The following is a 20328-nucleotide window of genomic DNA, read 5'->3' as shown; positions in this document are numbered from 1 at the left end:
GCGGCAGGCCGGGCAACACCAATCGCAGTCTCAACTTCTGATAACTGAAATGAGCGCTCTGACGGTAATTCTCTGCATCTGGTCGATGGTGGCCATTTGCGCCATTCTCTTCATTCGCGGCGCCAACCGGCGCATTGAGCGGCCCCGCAAAGCACCGCAAAAGCGGCCGGCGCGTTTTTCAATCGCGGAGTAACAGCCGGCCGGCGGCGTGGATCCGTTCTCGACGCCGGCTCATTTGAGTCCAAGCCGTTTGGCCAGGCGGTTCAGATTCGCCCGATCAAGGCCGAGTTCACGCGCGACGGCCGCCCAATTCTGGTTGTGACGCGCCAACGCGTCGAGCACGGTGGCTCGCTCGAACTCGGTCACCGCGCTGCGGAAGTCCCTGGTTTCGCTGCCTGCTGTATCGGCGGGTGTCTCACTTCTGGCTTCGTCTGGCGTGGACGACAGCGCCAGGTCGGCGGCGGTCAACGTCAGGATCCGACGGCGCTCCCGATTCGCGGCCAGTGCCTTGAGCGCGCTTCGCCCGATCAGATGCTCGAGTTCACGCACGTTGCCCGGCCACGGATAGCGCAACAGCATGGCTTGCGCATCCGCCGCGAGACGCAGGCTCAGCAGGCCGAGCCGCGAGCGATTCTCCTCAAGAAAAAAACCGGCAAGGAGCAGCACATCGCGGCCGCGCTCGCGCAACGGCGGCACGCGTAACGGATAGACGCTCAAACGATGGTAGAGATCGGCGCGGAACCGCCCCGCGCGCACCTCTTCGGCGAGATCGCGATTGGTTGCCGCGATGAGCCGCACGTCGACCTTGTGTTCGTGGTCCGAGCCGATTCGTTGCAGCTGGCCGTTTTGCAGGACCCGCAAAAGCTTGGCCTGCACCATAAGCGGCAACTCTCCCACCTCGTCGAGAAAAATCGTTCCGCCGTCCGCCAGCTCGAACTTGCCACGCCGGTCCGACGACGCGCCGGAGAACGCTCCGCGCACATGCCCGAACAGTTCACTCTCGACCAGCGTATCGGGTAGCGCAGCACAGTTCAGACTGATGAGCGGCTTGTTCGCCCGCGACGAAAGCGCATGGATCGCGTTGGCCACGAGTTCCTTGCCAACTCCGGTCTCACCGGTGATCAGCACGGTCAGATCACTGCCCGCCACGACTTCGATTTCCCGCACCAGTTGCGTGTGGGCTTCACTGCTGCCGATCATCTCGCGCCGGCTCTGGCTGCTCGCCTGCCGGTAGGCTTCGGCGCGGCGCCGCTCTTCCTCGCTGCTGCGCGCCAGCGTATCGATTCGCTCGACGACACTCACCGTGGCGGCAGCCAGGCTCAGAAACGCCTGCAACGACGCCATGTCGATGCTGTCGAAGCGCGCCGGATCCAGCGCATCGAGCGTGAGCAGACCCCATGGCCGGCCACGAACGAACAGCGGACATCCGAGGCAATCGTGAACTTCGAGATGCCCGGACGCGCCTTGCACGAGGCCGTCATAAGGATCCGGCAAATCGGAATCGGCGGCGAAACGCGTCGGCTCGGGCCGCGATAGAAGTTGCTCGAAGCGCGGGTGGTCACTGACACGAAAACGCCGCCCAAGCGTATCGCTGCTCAATCCGTCGATCGCGAGCGGCACGAGCGTGTCGCCCTCCAGACGCAACAAAGCGGCGGCATCGCCGGGAAACAGCGCCCGCAAGCTGCTGAGCAGGCGCCGGTAGCGCTCGCGGTCGGTCAGGTCGCGCGAAAGATCGAGGATCAGGGGCGTCAGGACGTCGAGTAAGTCTTGTGCAGTCAGATTGACTCCGGCAGGAGTCTTTCCGACCAAGGTCGAATTGACCATCATGGAATTCACATCATTGATTTAATTGCATTTTATACCTGGCACGAAACATGGATAGAAAAGCACGACAGTCGAAGCTGACTGACTATCCACCACCAACCAGGACTTCCTATGCTTTCCGCCGAACACCGCGCCATCGTCAAAGCCACCGTTCCTCTTTTGGAAAGCGGCGGCGAAGCGTTGACCACGCACTTCTACAACATGCTCATCAGCGAGCATCCGGAAGTGCGTCCCATGTTCAACCTCGCGAACCAGGCAAGCGGCGCGCAGCAACGCGCGCTGGCCAACGGCGTGCTGATGTACGCGCGCCACATCGATCAACTCGAACAACTCGGCGGACTGGTCTCGCAGATCATTAACAAGCACGTCGCGTTGAATATCCTGCCGGAGCACTATCCGATTGTCGGACAGTGCCTGCTCAGATCCATCCGCGAAGTGCTCGGCGCCGAAATCGCAACGGATGCGGTCATCGCAGCGTGGGCCGCCGCCTATCAGCAACTCGCCGATCTGCTGATCGGGCTCGAAGAAAAAATCTACGCCGAGCGGGAAGCGGCGCCGGGCGGCTGGCGCGGCACGCGGCTCTTTCGCGTCGCCCGTAAAGTGCGGGAGAGCGACGAGATCACGTCGTTCTATCTGCGCCCCGACGATAACGGCGAGTTACTCGCGTTTCATCCGGGACAATATATCGGCGTGCGGCTCACGGTCGACGGTGAAGAAGTGCGCCGCAATTACTCGCTCTCGGCCATGTCGAATGGCCGCGAATACCGTATCAGCGTGAAGCGCGAACCGAACGGAAAGGTATCGAACCATCTGCACACGCGCGTCAACGAGAACGACACGTTGGAACTGTTTGCGCCGGCCGGCGACTTCAAGCTCGAACACAGCGACAAGCCGCTGGTCCTGATCAGCGGCGGCGTGGGCATTACACCGACGCTGGCCATGCTGCAAGCCGCGCTGAATACCGATCGCACCGTCCACTTCATTCACTCCGCGCGTCATGGCGGCGTGCATGCGTTCCGCGACGCGATCGAGCAACTGGCCGCGCGTCATCCGAAATTGAAGCGTTTCTATTGCTACGAACAACGCCGCGCGAATGATGCCGACGCGCACGGCATCGGCTATCTCGACGAAACGCGTCTCGATGCGTGGCTGCCGGAAGCGCGCGACGTCGACGTCTATTTTCTCGGACCGATCGCGTTCATGAAGGCCGTCAAGAAGCACCTGAAAGCGATCGGCGTGCCGGAGTCGCAAAGCCGATATGAATTCTTCGGCCCGGCCGCGGCGCTGGAATAACCGCTAGTGAATGGGTCACGGTTGTGCCGGACATGCCGCTCAGCAAAGCGTCGCGCTTGTCACCCACGGCATGCTCCTGAAGCGCGCGATCATGGCATCCACCCATTCGCATTGCGCTTGCGCGAGTGCAATCGTGACCTCCTCGAAACCGCTGGCGGGCAGCGTCGTCACGTCGACCTTTTCGACGTTGCGGGAAAATGGCAGTAGCACCTGCCAGATGGCGGCAATGCGCGTACCGTGAAGTGCCGCGCGCACCACAAGTCGATAACGGCCTGAAGCGTGGGCCGTCAGCACTTTCAAACCGCTCTCAGAACCTTCTTGGGTCATGTCTTGCCCCTGCTGTGGACTTGGCTATTTCCGCGTTTGCCGCGGTATTCGGATGTCCGCTCGATTCTTACGCTTTACGATGACGTTTTGACGATGCCGCGCAGTCGCCTGAGCAAAGCGTCCGCATGCTCGCGATCAACTTTGGATATTTCGCGCTGATTCAGTATCGCCTCGATGCGCCGACGCCAATAACCCGGCTCGTTCACTAACGACGTGCAAGCCACCGAATCACCTTTTGAAGTCAATCTCTCAAGCGTTGTGACTATCGTTTCGATATGCAAAAGATCGTTCTTAAAAGACGCGTGACTTCCCATTACATTCCCGGCTAACTTAAAAGCGCCTTCGGATCGACCTTCGAACGAGTTGGCAAGCAATGCGATACCCATTTCGTCTCCGAATCGGCTGATCCGTCCTGCTTACAGGAAAGCGAAACAACAGGCCTGAAACGTTTCCGCCAGGCTGCATGAGCATTGCTGTTGGCTGATTGTCTTTATTTGGCGCGCGTCGGCACAGGGCTTGTCGGCTGACCTGCCTGCGCCATGGCAATGGCTTGCGCGGTGGCTTTGCGCATTGCGTCGTAGGCGGCGCCCGCGCTGGAAACCGCCGATTTGAAGACCGTGACCGCGACCTCGGAACCGGCCGGGGCATTGCGCGCAAAGTCGTCTACGACCGTCTGCATTCTTGCGTTGGACTGGGCGCAGCGATCTTCGAATACCTTCAGAAACTCGGCCTGCGCGTGATTCGCAATGCCAAGTACGTGACTGTTATAAGACAGCATTTTCTCCGCTGCCGGTCTCGCGTTACCGGCTTGCTGAACGAATAATTCGACGGGTGTCTTACCGGAGAATGCCAGTTGCCAGGCCTGTTCGCTCTCGGCGAGCGTGGCCTTGGCGGCCTGCAGGTTCAATCTGGTCAGGTCTTCAACATACTGGAATGTTTGCTGTACCAACGAAAACGCGACAGCAACATTGGCACTTTGCATCGAGATAAATTGATCTGGCGTCGAAAAAACCACTCTGCACTCCTTCGTTAAGCCCACAAATCGCTCGATACGAGGTGGGCGAAAACAGCTCGCAAGCATGCAGATGCTGACCCAACAGCCCCGGCCCCCTCGAATCGCTTCTGCCGTGCAGAATTAGATGAAACATTCTAACTTTGTTAAACCGGCGTCTGGCGTACTGTTTTGTAGGTAAATACCCCTGGTCGATCAGGGTGATTTGACTGAAGAATCGAGCGGTTTGGGACGGTGGTGAGTGCGGCTGTTTGGCAGCAGCGGCAGGTCGGTCAATGGGCAAATCACACTGGTCGGCGCGATGCGCACGAGCGCGTCATGCAGCGCGGCCGCGTCGAATAGATCGACGCGGCCGGCGTGGGGCGGTCAATCGCCCTCAGAACCGGGCGACGTCGATGATCGCATCGGCGAATGCTTTGGGCGCCTCTTGCGGCAGGTTGTGCCCGATACCGCCGCCGATGTTCCGGTGCGCATACTTGCCGGTGAACTTCTTCGCGTACGCGGCCGGTTCGGGATGCGGCGCGCCGTTCGCGTCGCCCTCCATCGTGATGGTCGGCACCGTAATGACCGGTGCCTGGGCGAGGCGCTTCTCCAGCGCGTCGTATTGCGCTTCGCCCTTGACCAGCCCCAGACGCCAGCGATAGTTGTGGATCACCACCGCGACGTGGTCCGGATTATTGAACGATTCCGCCGAACGCTCGAAGGTTGCATCGTCGAAATCCCATTTCGGCGATGCCGTATGCCAGATCAGCTTGTTGAAGTCGTGGCGGTTCGCTTCGTAGCCCGCATAGCCGCGCTCCGTGGCGAAGTAGAACTGATACCACCATGCCAGTTCCGCCTTCGGCGGCAACGGCGTCCGGTTGGCTTCCTGACTGCCGATCAGATAGCCGCTCACCGACACCATCGCCTTGCATCGCTCCGGCCACAGCGCCGCGATGATGTTCACCGTGCGCGCGCCCCAGTCGAAGCCGCCGAGAATCGCCTTGTCGATCTTCAGCGCATCCATCAACGCGATGATGTCCACGGCGACGACCGCCTGCTGGCCATTGCGGGGCGTGTCAGCCGACAGGAACCGCGTCGAGCCGTAGCCGCGCAGATACGGCACGATGACCCGGTAGCCGGCGGCGGCGAGCAACGGTGCGACTTCGACGAAACTGTAGATGTCGTAGGGCCAGCCGTGCAGCAGGATCACCACGGGTCCATTCTGCGGGCCCGCTTCCGCATATCCCATGCTGAGCGTCCCGGCGTTGATCTGCTTCAGGTTATCGAAGGACGTGACGCGCGATCCCGCCTTCGTGCCGCTGGACTGCGCGTGGGCGAGTCCGCTCAGCCCGAGTTCCATCAGGCTGAGGCCCGCAACGGCCGTCCCCAGCAAACGACGACGCCGATCATTGATCTGTTCAGACATGGCTATTCCCCTTATGTGCGAGTGCGTTGAGCCAGATGAACCGGCCTGGAAGCATTAAACCTTCCGTACGTATCTGGCTTGTGTCGCCAATGTCCGCGAATGAAACGTCATGTATCGGGCCGCGGAGTGGATACATTGCGATACACAGAAAACGGGCCCGACCAGTCCGTAACGGGATGATCCAGATCAAGTTGTCCCATCGGTAGCGTCGGTTATAAGTATTTGCAGGATAAGCGCTTCAGGATCCGGTCGCGGGTCCGGTCTTGACGCATGCAACGCGTCGACTCGAACGTCATCGCTCGCCTGCCCGGCGAGCGCGATGCGCATTGCGTAGTCGACGCCAGCACAGGCCATTGCCTCGATCGAAGCATCCCACCGAATTCACCAGACTCAGACGCTCTCATGTTCTCATCGTCGCACTCACGACCGCCGCCAGCAACACGCCGCTCGCCTCACTGCGGCACAGGGTTCGCATCGACGCTCGTACTGGCGGCGGCGCTCAACCTGGGCGGATGCATGTCGCTCGCGCCGTCCTATGTGCGTCCCGCGCTGCCGGTTCCGGATACGTGGGCCACCGCTCCGTCCGCCGACGCTCCAGCACCCGCCGACGGCACATCGCCAACGGTTCAGATCGACTGGCGCAGCTACTTTCCCGACGCCCAACTGCAGGCCTTGATCGAGCAGGCGCTCAGTGGAAACCGCGATCTGCGCATTGCCGTGAGGCGTGTCGAAGAAGCGCGTGCAACCTACGGCATCCGCCGCGCCGATACTTTTCCGACGATCGCCGCCGGCGGCTCCTATGTCCGTTTCCGCGCGCCCGGCGTGTTGCTGCCAGGCGGAAGTATCGACGCCGAGGCGTATCAGGTCGGACTAACCGAAAGCAATTGGGAACTCGACTTCTGGGGCCGCGTGCGCAGCCTGAAAGACGCAGCCCTCGAAGAATTTCTGGCGAGCGACGCCGCGCGCCGTGCGGCCACCCTCAGCGTGATCGCGAACGTCGCGGACAATTACCTGCTGCTGCGCGAACTCGATGAGCGCATTGCCGCGGCGAGGGAGACGATCGCGAGCCGTTCGGAATCGCTGCGCATCTTCCGCCGACGCTTCGAAGTCGGCGCGATCTCGAAGCTGGATCTCAGGCAGTCGGAAATTCTGTTGCAGCAGGCGCAGACGCTGGTTGCGCAGCTCGAACAGTCGCGCGCCACTCAGGCCCACGCGCTCGCCGTACTGGTCGGCGCACCCGCCCCGTTGCAGCCTGCCCCGCTGGACGACGCGAGCGTGTACGCGGACCTGCAGGCAGGACTGCCGTCATCGTTGCTGGAAAGGCGTCCGGACATCGTCGCGGCGGAACACCGGCTGCGCGCCGCCAATGCGAATATCGGCGCAGCGCGCGCGGCGTTCTTTCCACGCGTCACGCTCACCGGTGCCGTCGGCTCGACGAGCACCGATCTGCATAGCCTGTTCGCGTCGGGTAGCGGCGCGTGGATCTTCATGCCCAACATCTCGCTGCCCATCTTCGACGCCGGGCGCAATCGCAACAATCTGGAACTCGCCAAGGCCCGCGAAGGCGAAGCGGTGGCGCAATACGAAAAGACCATTCAGGAAGCGTTTCGCGACGTAGCCGACGCGCTCTCGGCGAGAGAGTGGCTTGCCGCGCAGGTTCAGGCGGAAACCGACACGCTGGTCGCGCAGTCCGAGCGGGCGCGCCTTGCCAGGCTCCGGTACGACAACGGCGCGACGCCCTTTCTTGAAGTGCTCGACGCACAGCGCGACCTGCTCAACGCTCGACAGCAGCTGATCCAGACGCGCCGCGCCTTGCTCGCGAGCCGCGTCGCGCTGTATGCCGCGCTCGGTGGAGGCGTGCAGGACGCGGAAACGATGCCCTCGCCTTCAGCCGCTGACATCACACTCAAACAAGGCCCATTGCCATGAGCCCCAGCAGAAAGAAACAGATAGCCGCCGTTGCCCTACTGGCCGTGATCGTTGCGGCCTCCTACTACGCGTGGACGATGGTGCACGACTCGGGTCCCGCGGCAGGTTTCGTGAGCGGCAATGGCCGCATCGAGGCGACCGAAATCGACGTGGCGACCAAACTGCCTGGCCGTGTCGAAACCATTACCGTCGACGAAGGCGACTTCGTCAAGGCGGGACAGCCGCTTGCGACGATGCAGGTGACCGTGCTCGACGCGCAACTCGCCGAAGCCCGCGCGCAGCATCAGCAGGCGATCAACACCGCGCTCAGCATCGAAGCGCAGGTCGTGCAGCGGCAGAGCGACAAGGTGGCAGCCGAAGCCGTGGTCTCCCAGCGCGAAAGCGAACTCGACGCCGCGCGCCGCAAACTGGCGCGCTCGGAAACCCTGTCGCGCGACGGCGCGTCCTCCATGCAGGAACTCGACGACGATCGCGCCCGCGAGCGCGGCGCGCAAGCCACGGTGCGCGCCGCGAGCGCTCAGGTCACCGCAGCCCAGGCCGCCGTCGATGCAACGCGCGCGCAACTCGTCGCCGCGCATTCCGCGGAGCATGCGGCGCTCGCGACCGTGGCGCGTGTGGAAGCCGACATCAGCGACAGCCAGTTGACGGCGCCACGTGACGGCCGCGTGCAATATCGGATCGCCGAGGCCGGCGAAGTGCTCCCAGCGGGTGGCAAGGTCCTGAATATCGCCGATCTTTCCGATGTCTACATGACGTTCTTCCTGCCGGAGACGGTAGTCGGCAAGGTCGCGCTCGGCGCCGAAGTGCGCGTGATACTCGATGCGGCGCCCAACTATGTGATTCCCGCGACCGTTTCGTTCGTGGCCAGCACCGCGCAGTTCACGCCGAAGACCGTGGAAACCACCAGTGAGCGCCAAAAACTGATGTTCCGCGTCAAGGCGAGGATCAACCGCGAACTGCTGCTCCAGCATCTGAAGCTCGTCAAGACAGGCCTGCCGGGTGTCGCCTGGATCAGGATCGATCAGCATGCCGCGTGGCCCGCTTCGCTCGCGATCAAGGTGCCGCAGTGAAAGGCGCAGTGAGTGGCGCGATGACGGCAGACACCCCGCCGGTCGTCCGGCTGCGCAACGTCGCGCTGCGTTACGCGAAGACCGTTGCGCTCGACAACCTCACGCTGGATTTTCCCGCAGGCCGCATGACCGGGCTGATCGGCCCGGACGGCGTCGGCAAGTCCAGCCTGCTGGCGCTCGCCGCGGGCGCCCGCGCCATTCAGCAAGGCGCCGTCGAAGTGCTGAATGGCGACATGCGCTCGCGCCGGCACCGCGCGCTCGTCTGCCCTCGTATCGCCTACATGCCGCAGGGTTTGGGCAAGAATCTGTACCCGACGCTGACGGTCGAGGAGAACCTGCAATTCTTCGCGCGGCTCTTCGGCCACGATGCCGCCGAGCGCCGCCAGCGCATCGACTCGCTGACTCGCAGCACCGGCCTTCAGGCGTTTCTCGCGCGGCCGGCGGGCAAACTGTCCGGCGGCATGAAACAGAAGCTGGCGCTCTGTTGCGCGCTGATCCACGACCCCGATCTGCTGATTCTCGATGAGCCGACCACCGGCGTCGATCCGCTCGCTCGCGCGCAATTCTGGAATCTGATCGCGCGTATTCGCGCGGGCCGCCCCGGCATGAGCGTGATCGTCGCGACGGCCTACATGGACGAAGCTCAACGCTTCGATTCGCTCGTCGCGATGGACGCGGGCCGGATCCTCGCGACCGGCGAGCCGCGCGCCCTGCTCGCGCGCACGAACAGCGACACACTGGAAGCGGCGTTCATCGCGTTGCTGCCCGAGGAACGGCGCCGCGGTCACCAGCCGGTCGTCGTTGAACCACTGCCCGCCGATGCCGCGGGCGAGCTCGCCATCGAAGCCCGCGATCTGACCATGCGCTTCGGCGATTTCGTCGCGGTCGACCACGTCAGCTTTCGCATTCGCAGCGGCGAGATCTTCGGCTTTCTCGGCTCCAACGGTTGCGGCAAGTCGACCACGATGAAAATGCTAACCGGCCTGCTGCCCGCGAGCGAAGGCACGGCCAGGCTGTTCGGACGCGAAGTCGATCCCAACGACATCGACACGCGCGCCCGCGTCGGCTACATGTCGCAGGCATTCTCGCTGTATGGCGAACTGACGGTTCAGCAGAACCTGATATTGCATGCACAGCTCTTTCATGTGCCGCCAGAGGCGATCGCCGCCAGAGTCGACGAGATGGTGAGCCGCTTCGGCCTCGACGAAGTACGCGACGCGTTGCCCGACAGCCTGCCGCTCGGCATGCGGCAACGCCTCTCGCTGGCCGTCGCCATGGTGCACAAGCCCGAGCTGCTGATACTCGACGAACCGACTTCAGGCGTCGACCCCGTCGCTCGCGACAATTTCTGGCAGTTGATGATCCAGCTCGCCCGCCGCGACAAGGTCACGATCTTCATCTCGACGCATTTCATGAACGAAGCGGAGCGCTGCGACCGCATCTCGCTGATGCATGCCGGCCGCGTGCTCGCGACCGGGTCGCCGGCCGAACTCGTACGCTTGCGCGGCGCGGCGACGCTCGAAGAGGCCTTCATCGGCTACCTGGTCGAAGCGGGTGCCGACAAGGCGGAAGAAGGCGGCAGCGTCGAAGCCACGATCGAAGTGCCGGCAAGCGCGAGCGAATCCGGCACGGGCGCGCTGCCCGAGTCGCCGAACCGCTCACGCCCGCGCGCCTTCAGCCTGAGCCGCGCGCTCACCTATATGTGGCGAGAGGCGCTCGAACTGCGCCGCGACCCTGTGCGCGCCACGCTCGCCCTGCTCGGTTCGCTGGTGTTGATGCTCGTGATGGGCTATGGCGTGAGTCTCGATGTCGAAAGTCTCACCTACGCCGTCCTCGACCGCGACCAGACTGAACTGAGTCACGACTATGCGCTGAACATGTCGGGCTCACGCTACTTCGTGGAACAGGCCCCGCTCAGCGACTACGACGAGTTGGACAAGCGCATGCGCGGCGGCAAGCTGTCGCTCGCGATCGAAATTCCGCCGCACTTCGCACGTGACCTGGAGCGCGGCACGCCCGTGCAACTCGGCGTGTGGATCGACGGCGCCATGCCGCAGCGCGCGGAAACCATCCGTGGCTATGTGCTCGGGCTCCATCAAGCCTGGCTGATGGAGCAGAGCATTCACCGGCTCGGCATGACGCCCGCGCCGCAGGTCAACATCGAGACGCGCTTTCGCTATAACCCCGACGTGAGGAGCGCGCCCGCGATGGTGCCCGCGATCATCCCGCTGCTGCTCCTCATGCTGCCGGCCATGCTGACCGCGCTGGCGGTCGTGCGGGAGCGTGAGCTCGGCTCGATCATCAATCTGTATGTCACACCGGTCACGCGCAGCGAGTTCCTGATGGGCAAGCAGGTGCCCTACGTGTTACTAGCCGTGCTCAATTTCCTGCTGATGACGCTGCTGGCGCGGATCGCTTTCGGCGTGCCGGTCAAAGGCAACTTCCTGACGCTGCTCGCCGCCGTGCTGGTGTACAGCATCGTCGCGACCGGCATCGGCATGCTGGCATCCACGTTCACCCGCAGCCAGATCGCCGCCATCTTCCTGACGATGATCGGCACGCTCATTCCCGCGATCCAGTTCTCCGGCCTGATCAATCCGCTGTCGTCGATGGAAGGCAGCGGGCGGATTATCGGCTCCATCTATCCGGCGACCTACATGTTCACAATCAGCCGCGGTGTCATCAACAAGGCGCTGGGATTCGCCGATCTTCAGGCGCAATTCTGGCCGCTCCTTGCCGCCATACCGGTGGTTCTCGGCTTGACCACGGCGTTGCTCAAGAAGCAGGAGACCTGACTGTGCGCCGCCTCTCGAACATCTACCGCCTCGGCGTCAAGGAACTGTGGAGCCTGTGGCGCGACCCGACCATGCTCGTGCTGATCGCCTACACCTTCACGGTGGCGATCTATTCCGCCGCTACCGCACAACCCGACACGCTGCATATGGCGCCGATCGCGATCGTCGACGAAGACGCCTCGCCGTTGTCCGCCCGCATCGCCTCGGCGTTTTTCCCTCCGCAGTTCGGCATTGCGCGCCTGATCACCCCCGCGCAGGTCGACCGCGGGCTCGATACGGGCGAATACACGTTCGCGCTCGACATTCCGCCGAACTTCCAGCGCGACGTGCTGGCCGGAAGATCCGCATCGATCCAGTTGAATGTCGACGCGACCCGCATGAGTCAGGCGTTCACGGGCAGCAGCTACGTGCAGCAGATCGTGACCGACGAGATTGCCGGATTTGCGGCGCGCTACCGCGACACCGCCGCGCCGCCCGTCGATCTCGCCGTGCATATGCGCTTCAATCCGAACCTCGATCAGACCTGGTTCGGCGCGCTGATGGAAATCATCAACAATGTCACGATGCTGTCGATCATCCTCACCGGCGCCGCGCTGATCCGCGAGCGCGAACACGGCACGATCGAACATCTGCTCGTCATGCCGGTCACGCCGGCAGAGATCATGCTGGCGAAAATCTGGTCGATGGGGCTCGTGGTCATGGTGGTGGCCACGGCCTCGTTGACGTTCGTGGTGCGCGGCGCGCTGCATGTGCCGATTGAAGGCTCGGTGGCCCTGTTCATGGTCGGCACCGCGCTGCATCTGTTCGCCACGACCTCGATGGGCATTTACATGGCGACGCTCGCGCGCAGCATGCCGCAGTTCGGCATGCTGGTGGTCCTCGTGCTGCTGCCTTTGCAAATGCTGTCCGGAAGCATCACCCCGCGGGAAAGCATGCCGAAGATCGTGCAGGACGTTATGCTTTTCGCACCCACGACTCACTTCGTCGAGCTTGGGCAGGCCATCCTGTATCGCGGCGCCGGCCTCGATGTCGCGTGGCGGCCGTTCCTGATTCTGATCGCGATCGGGTCGGTTCTGTTTGCAATGGCATTGCAGCGTTTTCGCAGAACCATCGGTCAGATGGCCTGACTTGCATGCTTGGGCCGACGCACGCCAGACGACCCTCGTGCCCCGCACACATGCCTGATGCGGCAGAAAAGCTCAGGCGCGATTTTTCTCCTCGAAATGCGGCTGCCGCGCTGTCACAAGGGATAGTTCGGCGAGGAATGCGCATGCCGCGTCGAGGAGATCGTCGAACGAAAGCAGCCCGACCAGTTCACCCGACTCGCTGACCACCGGCATGCGCCGTATGGCATGCAATCGCATCCGCTTGACGAGTTGCCACACGTCTTCCCCCTCGTACGCGACGATGAGCGGTGAGGACATGACATCGCCGACGAAAAGCCCGAACGCATCGACTTCACGTGCTACGACCGCCAGCACGATATCGCGGTCGGTCAGCACGCCACGGGCATGAAGCTTTCCATCCGCGCTCGTCTCCACGGCCACGACATCGCCCACGTGACGATCGCGCATGATCCGGCATGCTTCCAGCACGGTCGTGTTCAGTCCGCACGTCACAACGTTTCTTGTACAGATATCGCCCGCATTCATTTTCCGTATCCTCCCGAGAAGAGAGTCCATGACTCGCCGGGACTCAATCCAATTCAGATTAGCCGGATGAACGAACCAACCATTGACTACAGTCAACTGAGAGAGTGTCCGAATGGCCGATACGCGAACGCACGCGCGATACCGCGTTGCACCACGCGGCACGCCGCTCGACAACTGCAACTACGAATGGGTTGATTTGCATCAATCGCCCTTCGAACATGGCGCCTGAGATGGGTTCAACCGACGCAATACTGCGTCGCCCTCGAAGCGCCGTGTCGCGGCGATATCAAACAGTGCCTTGCGTGTCTAACGCCGAATGACGCGCAGGCTCGCCTAACTCCCGCGAGCGCGTTTTACATGCGAGCGCAACAAGTCGATCTCGTCGAGCAGATCGAGCGCCAGCGCGACACCCGGAGGATTGATCTGGAAGTCGTGCGCCAGCCGCTGCGCAGTCTGCACGCGCCGCAGCGCGGCGCCGCTGAAGCGCCATTCCTGCGGCCGCTCGCCCGTGGGCTCGAACACGCCTTCAGCCACCCAGAGCGTCAACTCCTCCTCCGATGCCCCGCTCACCCGGCTCAATTCGACCAGCGTGAACTCCACGTTCTCATCGACAATCTGGCCTTGCAAATAGGTCGTCGTAGTCGTCTCTTTCACGATGATCACCGATAGAAGTGTGCGCGCGGATCGAAATTGAACGCCTGCCGCATCGCATCGTAAGCGGCCTTCGCTGCGTCGCTATCCGCCGGCGGCAGGACGATGTTCAGAATCACATACAGATCGCCAGGCGGGTTGGCCGGAATGCCCTTGCCTTTGAGCCGCAAGCGCCTGCCGCCGGCAGAACCCGCCGGCACCGTCATCTCGACGGAACCATCGGGCGTGGGCACGGTAACCTGCGCGCCGAGCGCGGCCTCCCACGGAGCCACCGGCAAGTCGAGCGAGACGTCGCGGCCGTCCACGTGAAAGCGCGGGTGTTCCCGAAAGGCGATTTCCAGGTAGAGGTCGCCGGCCGTTTCGGGCGTGGCGCCCGCGGCGCCCTGGCCGCTCAGCCGCAGATGCTGGCCCGCGCGAATCCCCTTCGGAATGGTGACATTGAGCGTTCGCGTTTCCAGCGAAACATGGCCTTGCGGATCGACTACCGGCATTTGCAAAGAAATCGCGCGCTGCGCGCCGCGATACGCGTCTTCGAGATCGATCAGCACCTTGGCGTGATGGTCTTCGCCGCGCGCGTCGAAAGGCCGCTGCCGAGGATGCGCGCCACGCGCACCGCGCGCGCCGCCGAACATCTTCTCGAAGATATCGTGGAAATCGGCCTGCTCGCCGGCCTCGTTGCCCGCGCCACTGAATTCGAAACCCTCGTCCCAGTTCGGCGGCGGCTGGAATTCCTGGCCGTTGCGCCATTCGCTGCCCATGCGGTCATAGGCCGCGCGCTTCTCCGGGTCCTTGAGCACCTCGTAGGCTTCGCCCAGCTCCTTGAAACGATCTTCGGCGTCGGCATGCTTGCTGACGTCCGGGTGATACTTGCGCGCGAGCTTCCGATACGAACGTTTGACGTCATCCTGAGACGCGCTTCGCTCGAGACCCAGGACTTCGTAATAGTCTTTGTATTTCATACTGGCGGCAGACCCATGAGGGATGGGAGCGGCAATGGGTATCCATCGCGTGACGATTACGGACTGACTTTATACCAATCCGGCCGGGCCAGCAAAATTGCGCGTTCGCTACACCGCTTCGGGTCAAAGCGGGAAAGGCGGTCTGCAAGAAGTCGTCGCCGCTATCCGCCGGGGAGCGCTTTAAAGGCGAAGAAAAACATCTGTTCGTGAACCGCCGTAGCGACGTTTCGCACACGCTCAAGCACGCGTCCGTGCATTCCGAGTTAGCGACGTATCAGCGATTCGGCCCGGATACGCAGCGGCCTGCGCACCCGAAGCGTACCCCCTACCCGTGCCGTTATCCGGCCTGCATCAGCTTTCTCGTTTCCGCGAGACTTTCGGTGCCCCGCTTCGTGATGATGGCCATTGCGTCCACCTGCGACTTGCGCGCCATCTCGGCAAGCTCCTTCATATCGGCAAGCGACTTCTGATAAGCGTCGTTCAACAATGCTGCCTGCCGGCCAGGATCCGACGCGTGAGCGCCGCCGGCCCCCAAGGCTTTGGCCGATTCCTGGATGCCCGCCATTGCCTCGGTCACGATCTCGGTCTGCCTGCGCACGAGCGCCTGCATGGCCAATTGCGCCGCTTCGCTCGCCTCGACGAGAGCCGCCATGTCCTTGCGCCGCGACTCGATGATCGGCGCCATATCGAACCCTGGGATCTTGAATTCCTGCATCATTCTCGTCATGTCGGCGATGGGGTTGGTTTCAGTTGCCATGCTTGTCTCCAGTGAAATGGGGGGATCGACGCGTGAGCGTCGATCGTTATCCCGTGGGTCATGCTTCAGGCCGCGATCGCCGTCAGTTGGTCGACGGCCTCACGCTAGCCAATGGTGATTCGCTTAGAACAGGGACTCATCCTGCGCGAGTTTCGCGAGAGTGAAGATGACGGTGCACGCAATGGCGAGGAAAATCGGTACGGTGCCGTACCGGGACGTTGCCCGGGACGTGGGGTAGATCAACCTCTGCCGATATCGAACGGCTCGATCCCGAGGCATCGCCTGTTATGCGGCCGGCACAATGTGCGTTTTGCGATTCACGAGCAGCGGCGCCGCGCGGCTCAGCATGAACATCTCACCACCGATTGCAAGCTTCATCGCTTCGCCCATTTCCAGCGTTACACGAATGCCGTCACTCGCCTCACCCATGCTGATCCGCAGATGACGACCTCGCCATTGCATCGCGAAGGCAACGTTCTTCCACGACGCGGGCAATGCCGGGGTCAGACATAGATGGTCATCGGCAAGCGACACGCCCGCGAAACCCAGTATCGCCATCATCCACATGCCACCGAGGCTGGCAATGTGCACGCCCCCCTCCATGGCGGCATGCGTGTCGTCGAGATCGATGGCTGAGGTTCTGCGAAAACAGTCGAGCGCCGCTTCGCACTGACCCAGTCTGGCAGCGACTAAGCCATGCATGGCGCGACTCAACGAACTGCCATGACCGCAGCGCGGCGCATAGTAGTTGAAGTTCGCCACAGCGGCGTCGCCAGGAAACTCTTCAGGCAGCAGCGCCAGCAGGGCGACGACATCGGCCTGTTTGGCAAGCTGGGATCGCTGGATGCGCTCGCGGCCCAGCACGACGTCGATCGGCACTGAACGCGCCGCATAGGCGGCGATGTCGATGTCTTCGAGCGCGAAGAATCCCGCGAACTGCTCGAACAAACCGGTGTTCGAATCAAAGCCCGTGACTATCGCCTCGGCAACCGTGCTCCAACGTTGCAGTTCGGCTTCGTCGAGATTGAGTTGCTCCGACAGACGTTGCCAACTCTCCGGCCAGCGTGCACGCAGTAATGCCGCAGTCTCGACGGCACGCCGGATATTCCAGCGCGCCATCACGTTCGTAAAGGCATTGTCATCAATCGATTCGTGATATTCATCCGGACCGATCACGCCGCGAATATGACAATGGCCGTCCGCTTCCCTCTTCGCGCGGCTCGCCCAGAAGCGTGCCGTCTCCAGAAGAATCTCGGCACCGGCCTCTCGGAGGAACGCGTCATCTCCGGTGGCCCGCCAATATTGCCAGACGGCGTACGCAACGTCCGCGCTGATGTGCTGTTCCTGCTTACCGCATTTGACATCCACCAGCTTCCGATCAGGGCCGACAACTTGAGCAGGGCACGCCTCCGCGCCGGTATCGGCGGACTCCCACGCATACAACGCACCCTGCCAGCCCATTACCGCGGCTTTCCCCCGCGCCCCGGCGAGCGTGTGAAAGCGATACATCAACAGCGCCCTTGCTGCCTCGGGCCACGTCAGCGTGTAAAACGGCAACAGATGGATTTCCGTGTCCCAGAAGACATGTCCGTGATAGTCGTCGCCCGTCAGCGCCCGCGCGGCGATCGAAACGTCGTCGTCGGCTGGATTGGCCGCGCCGTTCAGATGGTAGAGCGCGAATCTAAGAGCGCGTTGCGCGCGCGAATCGCCGTCGATCTCGACGTCGCTGCATGCCCAGCGCTCTTCCCAGGCCGTCTCGTGCGCCGCTATCACGGCCGGCCAGCCGAGGGTCTGCGCGGAGTTCAAAGCGGCCTGCGCGCTGCGAGCGGGATCGATAGCTTCTTTGCCTGCGCGTGCCATGGCGACCGTCCGCGCGAGACAGACGACCTGCCCCGGGGTCGAGGTCCACTTCCACGACCATTGCGACGGGCCGCATACGGTAGGAGAAACGAGCTGGTGGTCGATCTGCAGCGATACCGCGGTGGCCATTGCGAGGCGTGTGCCGGAGGAGGCCGCGCGCCACACGCTAAGGCCCTGCTCCGCGCGTTCGGACACGAGACCGATATCCACTGCATCGATCGACGCTTCGAGCGTCACCTCGATCCCGCCCTGCTCCATTTCCAGCAGGATGATCTGCATTCCAATCGCGCGCTGGCTGAGAGACGTCATATGGAAACTGCGCAACTTGACGCCAAAAGCGGACGCGTTCGACAGGCGCGCCTTGCTGATCAACGCACCGCGGCGCATGTCGAGAATCCTCTCCTGCCGCGCTTCGTCATGATCGTGATGAATCAGAGGCTGCCCTTGCAGCAGAAGCCGGACTTTCAGCCAATCGGGCGCGACGGCGAGCTTGGGAATGCCAGGTTCTTCACTGGCCGTATCGAAGAGTCCCGCGACGAGGGTCCGCGAGGTGGCCACCCAGCGGCCGCCACGGTGTATCGCGCGCGCGCCGCGCACACCGAAAAAGCCGTTACTGATCGCGAAGCGCGCGGCGCGGCTGCGCTCAAGCAACGAGTCGTAGCCACCTTCGGCCACGATCCAGCTCGAATCGGCGGTTGGGCGCATCACTTCATCCAACTGTTCAGGACTTTTCATGAATCCGCCGGCAAAGCCTTCCACGAGACAGTTGATCGAGATCAACTTCGTCCAGACTGGTCACGACGAGATCGGCGCCTGCCGCCCGCAGCGAGGTCGCGTCGTGCAGGCGCGCGACGCCAAGTGCCGCCATGCCAGCGGCGCGGGCGGCCTCGATACCAGCCGGCGCGTCTTCGACCACGAAGCAGTGCTCAGGCACGGCGGGCAGCTCCGCGGCAGCGAGCAGGAATATCGCCGGATCCGGCTTGCCGGCAGGCAAATCGCGGCCGCACACATTGGCGCCGAATACATCGAACAGGCTGTGGTGATCGTCGAGCGGGATGCGCTGTATCATGTCGTTCGCGTTTTTCGAGGACGACGCAACGGCAATCGGAAAACCCAGCGTCCTCACCGCATTGACGAAGCGAAGCGCGTCCGCGAAGGCGGACACGGCTCCTGCGCCGATCAGCGCCTCCAGCCGCCTCTGCTTGCTCTCTGCGTAGGCTTCGGCACGTTGTGCGGCATTCGGGACCCCCAGCGCTTGCAGCGCGGCAAGCGCGCCGCTGAACCGTGGCTTGCCGGCCACCTGGGATTGATAGATCGCCGTGGTGAAGCGTGCTGGGTCGGCGAAGCCTGTGAGCGCTTCGCGCCAGGCTCGTTCATGGGGCGACGCGAGCAGCACGCCGTCGACATCGAAAATGGCGGCGGAGAGTATGCGATGGGGATCTGGCGGCGGGGCTCGGGATTGGCGGACTGTCATGCGTGGCATTTGTCCAGAGTGATGGCGGGCGGTCGCAATCTGCCGCGCCTGGCTACGTTTGACGCAACGAATCGCGTCGTGTCTGGATGCACAATAGCCGACAAACGCTCGACGGGTCAGGAAAACATTCAAGCCCGCAAAATCCTGCTCGATGAATCGAGGCGCTTCAAACCTCAAAGACGACAACTGACCCTTAGCGTCGCAATCAGGCCAGGGGTATTGTCAGCAAACTCCAGCGATCCGCGGTGCAGCGTCGCCACCGCCTTCACAAGCGCCAGGCCAAGCCCCACGCCGGGGGTTCCGCGACTTGCGTCGCCGCGATAAAAACGCTCGGTCACCTTGGGCTTTTGCGCGTCCGGAATGCCAGGACCGTCGTCCGCCACCGAGATCGAGATCATGTCGCCGTGGCGAATCGCAACCACTTTGGTTTCACCACAGTCCGGCGCAAACTTCAGCGCGTTGTCAATCAGATTGCCGATCGCTTGCGCCAGCAAAAGCTGATCGGCCACGGCCGTGAGATCGTCCCCGCATTCCAGCGACAACGCGACCCCGCGCAATTCAGCTACAGGTTGATAAAATTCAACGGCATCCGAAACAATCGTCTTCAGATCGCACGGCGCAAAACCCGAGCGCCTGACACCCGCGTCGATTTCGGCAAGACGCAATAGCGCGTTGAAGATACTGATCACCCGGTCGACATCCGACAGCGCCACCTCCAACTCCGGCAGTATCTCCTCATTGCCCAGCCGTTTCGACGTGCGAGTCAGCACTTCGAGCCGCGCACGCAATTCGGTCAACGGCGTGCGCAAATCATGAGCAATGGCATTCGACACGTTGCGCACACCATGAATCACTTCGATCAGCGCCTCTTCGGCCTGCTTGCGGGTCTTCACTTCCTGTTGCAACTGGACATTGTGCTTTTCCTGCAATTGCTGCAACGCCCGCAGTTTCAGGTGCGTATCCACTCGCGCGGCCAATTCTTCCATCTGCAACGGCTTGGTAATGTAGTCCACCGCGCCTGCACGAAAGCCCGTGATCTTATCCTCGGTACGCGTCAGGGAAGTCATGAAGATCACCGGAATGTCGCGGGTTTTCTCCATCGCCTTGAGTCGCCGGCAAGTTTCGAAACCGTCGAGTCCCGGCATCATCACGTCGAGCAGGATCAAATCGGGTTGCGCCAGTTCCGCACGCCGCAATGCCTCCATGCCATCGCGGGCGATCGCCACCCTCAGGTTATTGCTCTCCAGACATTCGACCACCAGCCCGAGATTGGCGGGCGTGTCGTCAACCACGAGCACAACGGGCGTATCGGTATCG

At 62.6% G+C, this 20328-nt stretch carries 17 protein-coding genes; 5 read left to right on the top strand and 12 right to left on the bottom strand.

All coding sequences use genetic code 11. The features are described from left to right. Positions 1–231: 231 nt before the first annotated feature. Complete coding sequence (gene norR, locus P0D68_RS20795; RefSeq protein WP_408299678.1) at positions 232–1824, bottom strand: nitric oxide reductase transcriptional regulator NorR; 1593 nt, start codon at positions 1822–1824, stop codon at positions 232–234. A gap of 111 nt (positions 1825–1935) precedes the next feature. Between norR and hmpA the strand changes: the two genes are divergently transcribed. Next, complete coding sequence (gene hmpA / locus P0D68_RS20790; protein ID WP_408299412.1) at positions 1936–3117, top strand: NO-inducible flavohemoprotein; 1182 nt, start codon at positions 1936–1938, stop codon at positions 3115–3117. Between the two features lie 39 nt (positions 3118–3156). Here hmpA and P0D68_RS20785 read toward each other — a convergent pair whose 3' ends face one another. The 4 genes from P0D68_RS20785 to P0D68_RS20770 all read right to left on the bottom strand — a co-directional run bounded on the left by P0D68_RS20785 (position 3157) and on the right by P0D68_RS20770 (position 5864). Then, positions 3157–3444, bottom strand: coding sequence for a hypothetical protein (locus tag P0D68_RS20785; RefSeq protein WP_091803254.1), 288 nt, complete (start codon positions 3442–3444; stop codon positions 3157–3159). Positions 3445–3518: 74 nt separating this feature from the next. After that, entirely contained in the window at positions 3519–3830 is a 312-nt protein-coding gene (locus P0D68_RS20780; protein ID WP_143048396.1) for a hypothetical protein, read from the bottom strand. Between the two features lie 104 nt (positions 3831–3934). Next, complete coding sequence (locus P0D68_RS20775; protein ID WP_408299409.1) at positions 3935–4459, bottom strand: phasin family protein; 525 nt, start codon at positions 4457–4459, stop codon at positions 3935–3937. A 373-nt stretch (positions 4460–4832) separates the two neighbouring features. Then, complete coding sequence (locus P0D68_RS20770) at positions 4833–5864, bottom strand: alpha/beta fold hydrolase (protein ID WP_091803260.1); 1032 nt, start codon at positions 5862–5864, stop codon at positions 4833–4835. A 402-nt stretch (positions 5865–6266) separates the two neighbouring features. On the opposite strand from P0D68_RS20770, the gene P0D68_RS20765 reads away from it, so the two are divergent. The 4 genes from P0D68_RS20765 to P0D68_RS20750 are packed head-to-tail and all read left to right on the top strand — an operon-like array spanning position 6267 to position 12785. Continuing rightward, positions 6267–7793 carry an efflux transporter outer membrane subunit gene (locus tag P0D68_RS20765; RefSeq protein ID WP_408299405.1) on the top strand — a complete coding sequence of 509 codons (1527 nt, stop codon included), beginning with the start codon at positions 6267–6269 and terminating at the stop codon, positions 7791–7793. After that, positions 7790–8863 carry an HlyD family secretion protein gene (locus tag P0D68_RS20760; protein WP_091803266.1) on the top strand — a complete coding sequence of 358 codons (1074 nt, stop codon included), beginning with the start codon at positions 7790–7792 and terminating at the stop codon, positions 8861–8863. The genes P0D68_RS20765 and P0D68_RS20760 overlap by 4 nt, the downstream gene beginning before the upstream one ends. Positions 8864–8883: 20 nt before the next feature. Continuing rightward, positions 8884–11658 carry a ribosome-associated ATPase/putative transporter RbbA gene (rbbA, locus tag P0D68_RS20755; protein WP_408299403.1) on the top strand — a complete coding sequence of 925 codons (2775 nt, stop codon included), beginning with the start codon at positions 8884–8886 and terminating at the stop codon, positions 11656–11658. A gap of 2 nt (positions 11659–11660) precedes the next feature. Then, complete coding sequence (locus P0D68_RS20750; protein ID WP_091803269.1) at positions 11661–12785, top strand: ABC transporter permease; 1125 nt, start codon at positions 11661–11663, stop codon at positions 12783–12785. Between the two features lie 72 nt (positions 12786–12857). On the opposite strand, the gene P0D68_RS20745 is transcribed toward P0D68_RS20750, so the two are convergent. The 7 genes from P0D68_RS20745 to P0D68_RS20715 all read right to left on the bottom strand — a co-directional run bounded on the left by P0D68_RS20745 (position 12858) and on the right by P0D68_RS20715 (position 20303). Further along, positions 12858–13310, bottom strand: coding sequence for a CBS domain-containing protein (locus tag P0D68_RS20745; protein WP_408299401.1), 453 nt, complete (start codon positions 13308–13310; stop codon positions 12858–12860). 333 nt (positions 13311–13643) lie between these two features. Further along, positions 13644–13973 (bottom strand): chaperone modulator CbpM, encoded by a 330-nt coding sequence (locus P0D68_RS20740; RefSeq protein WP_091803277.1) that lies wholly within the window; start codon positions 13971–13973, stop codon positions 13644–13646. Further along, complete coding sequence (locus P0D68_RS20735) at positions 13970–14920, bottom strand: DnaJ C-terminal domain-containing protein (protein WP_408184854.1); 951 nt, start codon at positions 14918–14920, stop codon at positions 13970–13972. Before P0D68_RS20735 ends, P0D68_RS20740 begins: the two co-directional genes overlap by 4 nt. Before the next feature lie 337 nt (positions 14921–15257). After that, positions 15258–15677 (bottom strand): TIGR01841 family phasin, encoded by a 420-nt coding sequence (phaP, locus tag P0D68_RS20730; RefSeq protein ID WP_091803283.1) that lies wholly within the window; start codon positions 15675–15677, stop codon positions 15258–15260. A gap of 285 nt (positions 15678–15962) precedes the next feature. Then, the gene (locus tag P0D68_RS20725) at positions 15963–18272 is read right to left on the bottom strand and encodes a glycoside hydrolase family 65 protein (protein ID WP_408299397.1); all 2310 of its coding nucleotides are present in this window, start codon (positions 18270–18272) and stop codon (positions 15963–15965) included. Next, positions 18259–19143: an HAD family hydrolase gene (locus P0D68_RS20720; protein WP_408468741.1), complete on the bottom strand. Its 885-nt coding sequence runs from the start codon at positions 19141–19143 to the stop codon at positions 18259–18261. Before P0D68_RS20720 ends, P0D68_RS20725 begins: the two co-directional genes overlap by 14 nt. A gap of 41 nt (positions 19144–19184) precedes the next feature. Beyond that, positions 19185–20303, bottom strand: a complete 1119-nt coding sequence (locus P0D68_RS20715) for a response regulator (protein WP_408468746.1) — start codon at positions 20301–20303, stop codon at positions 19185–19187. Positions 20304–20328: the final 25 nt, after the last annotated feature.

Source organism: Paraburkholderia sp. RL17-380-BIE-A (assembly GCF_046028085.1).
In the GTDB taxonomy this organism is placed as follows: domain Bacteria; phylum Pseudomonadota; class Gammaproteobacteria; order Burkholderiales; family Burkholderiaceae; genus Paraburkholderia.
The sequence above is the reverse complement of the archived record's forward strand: the minus strand, read 5'-3'. Positions and strand labels throughout refer to the sequence as shown.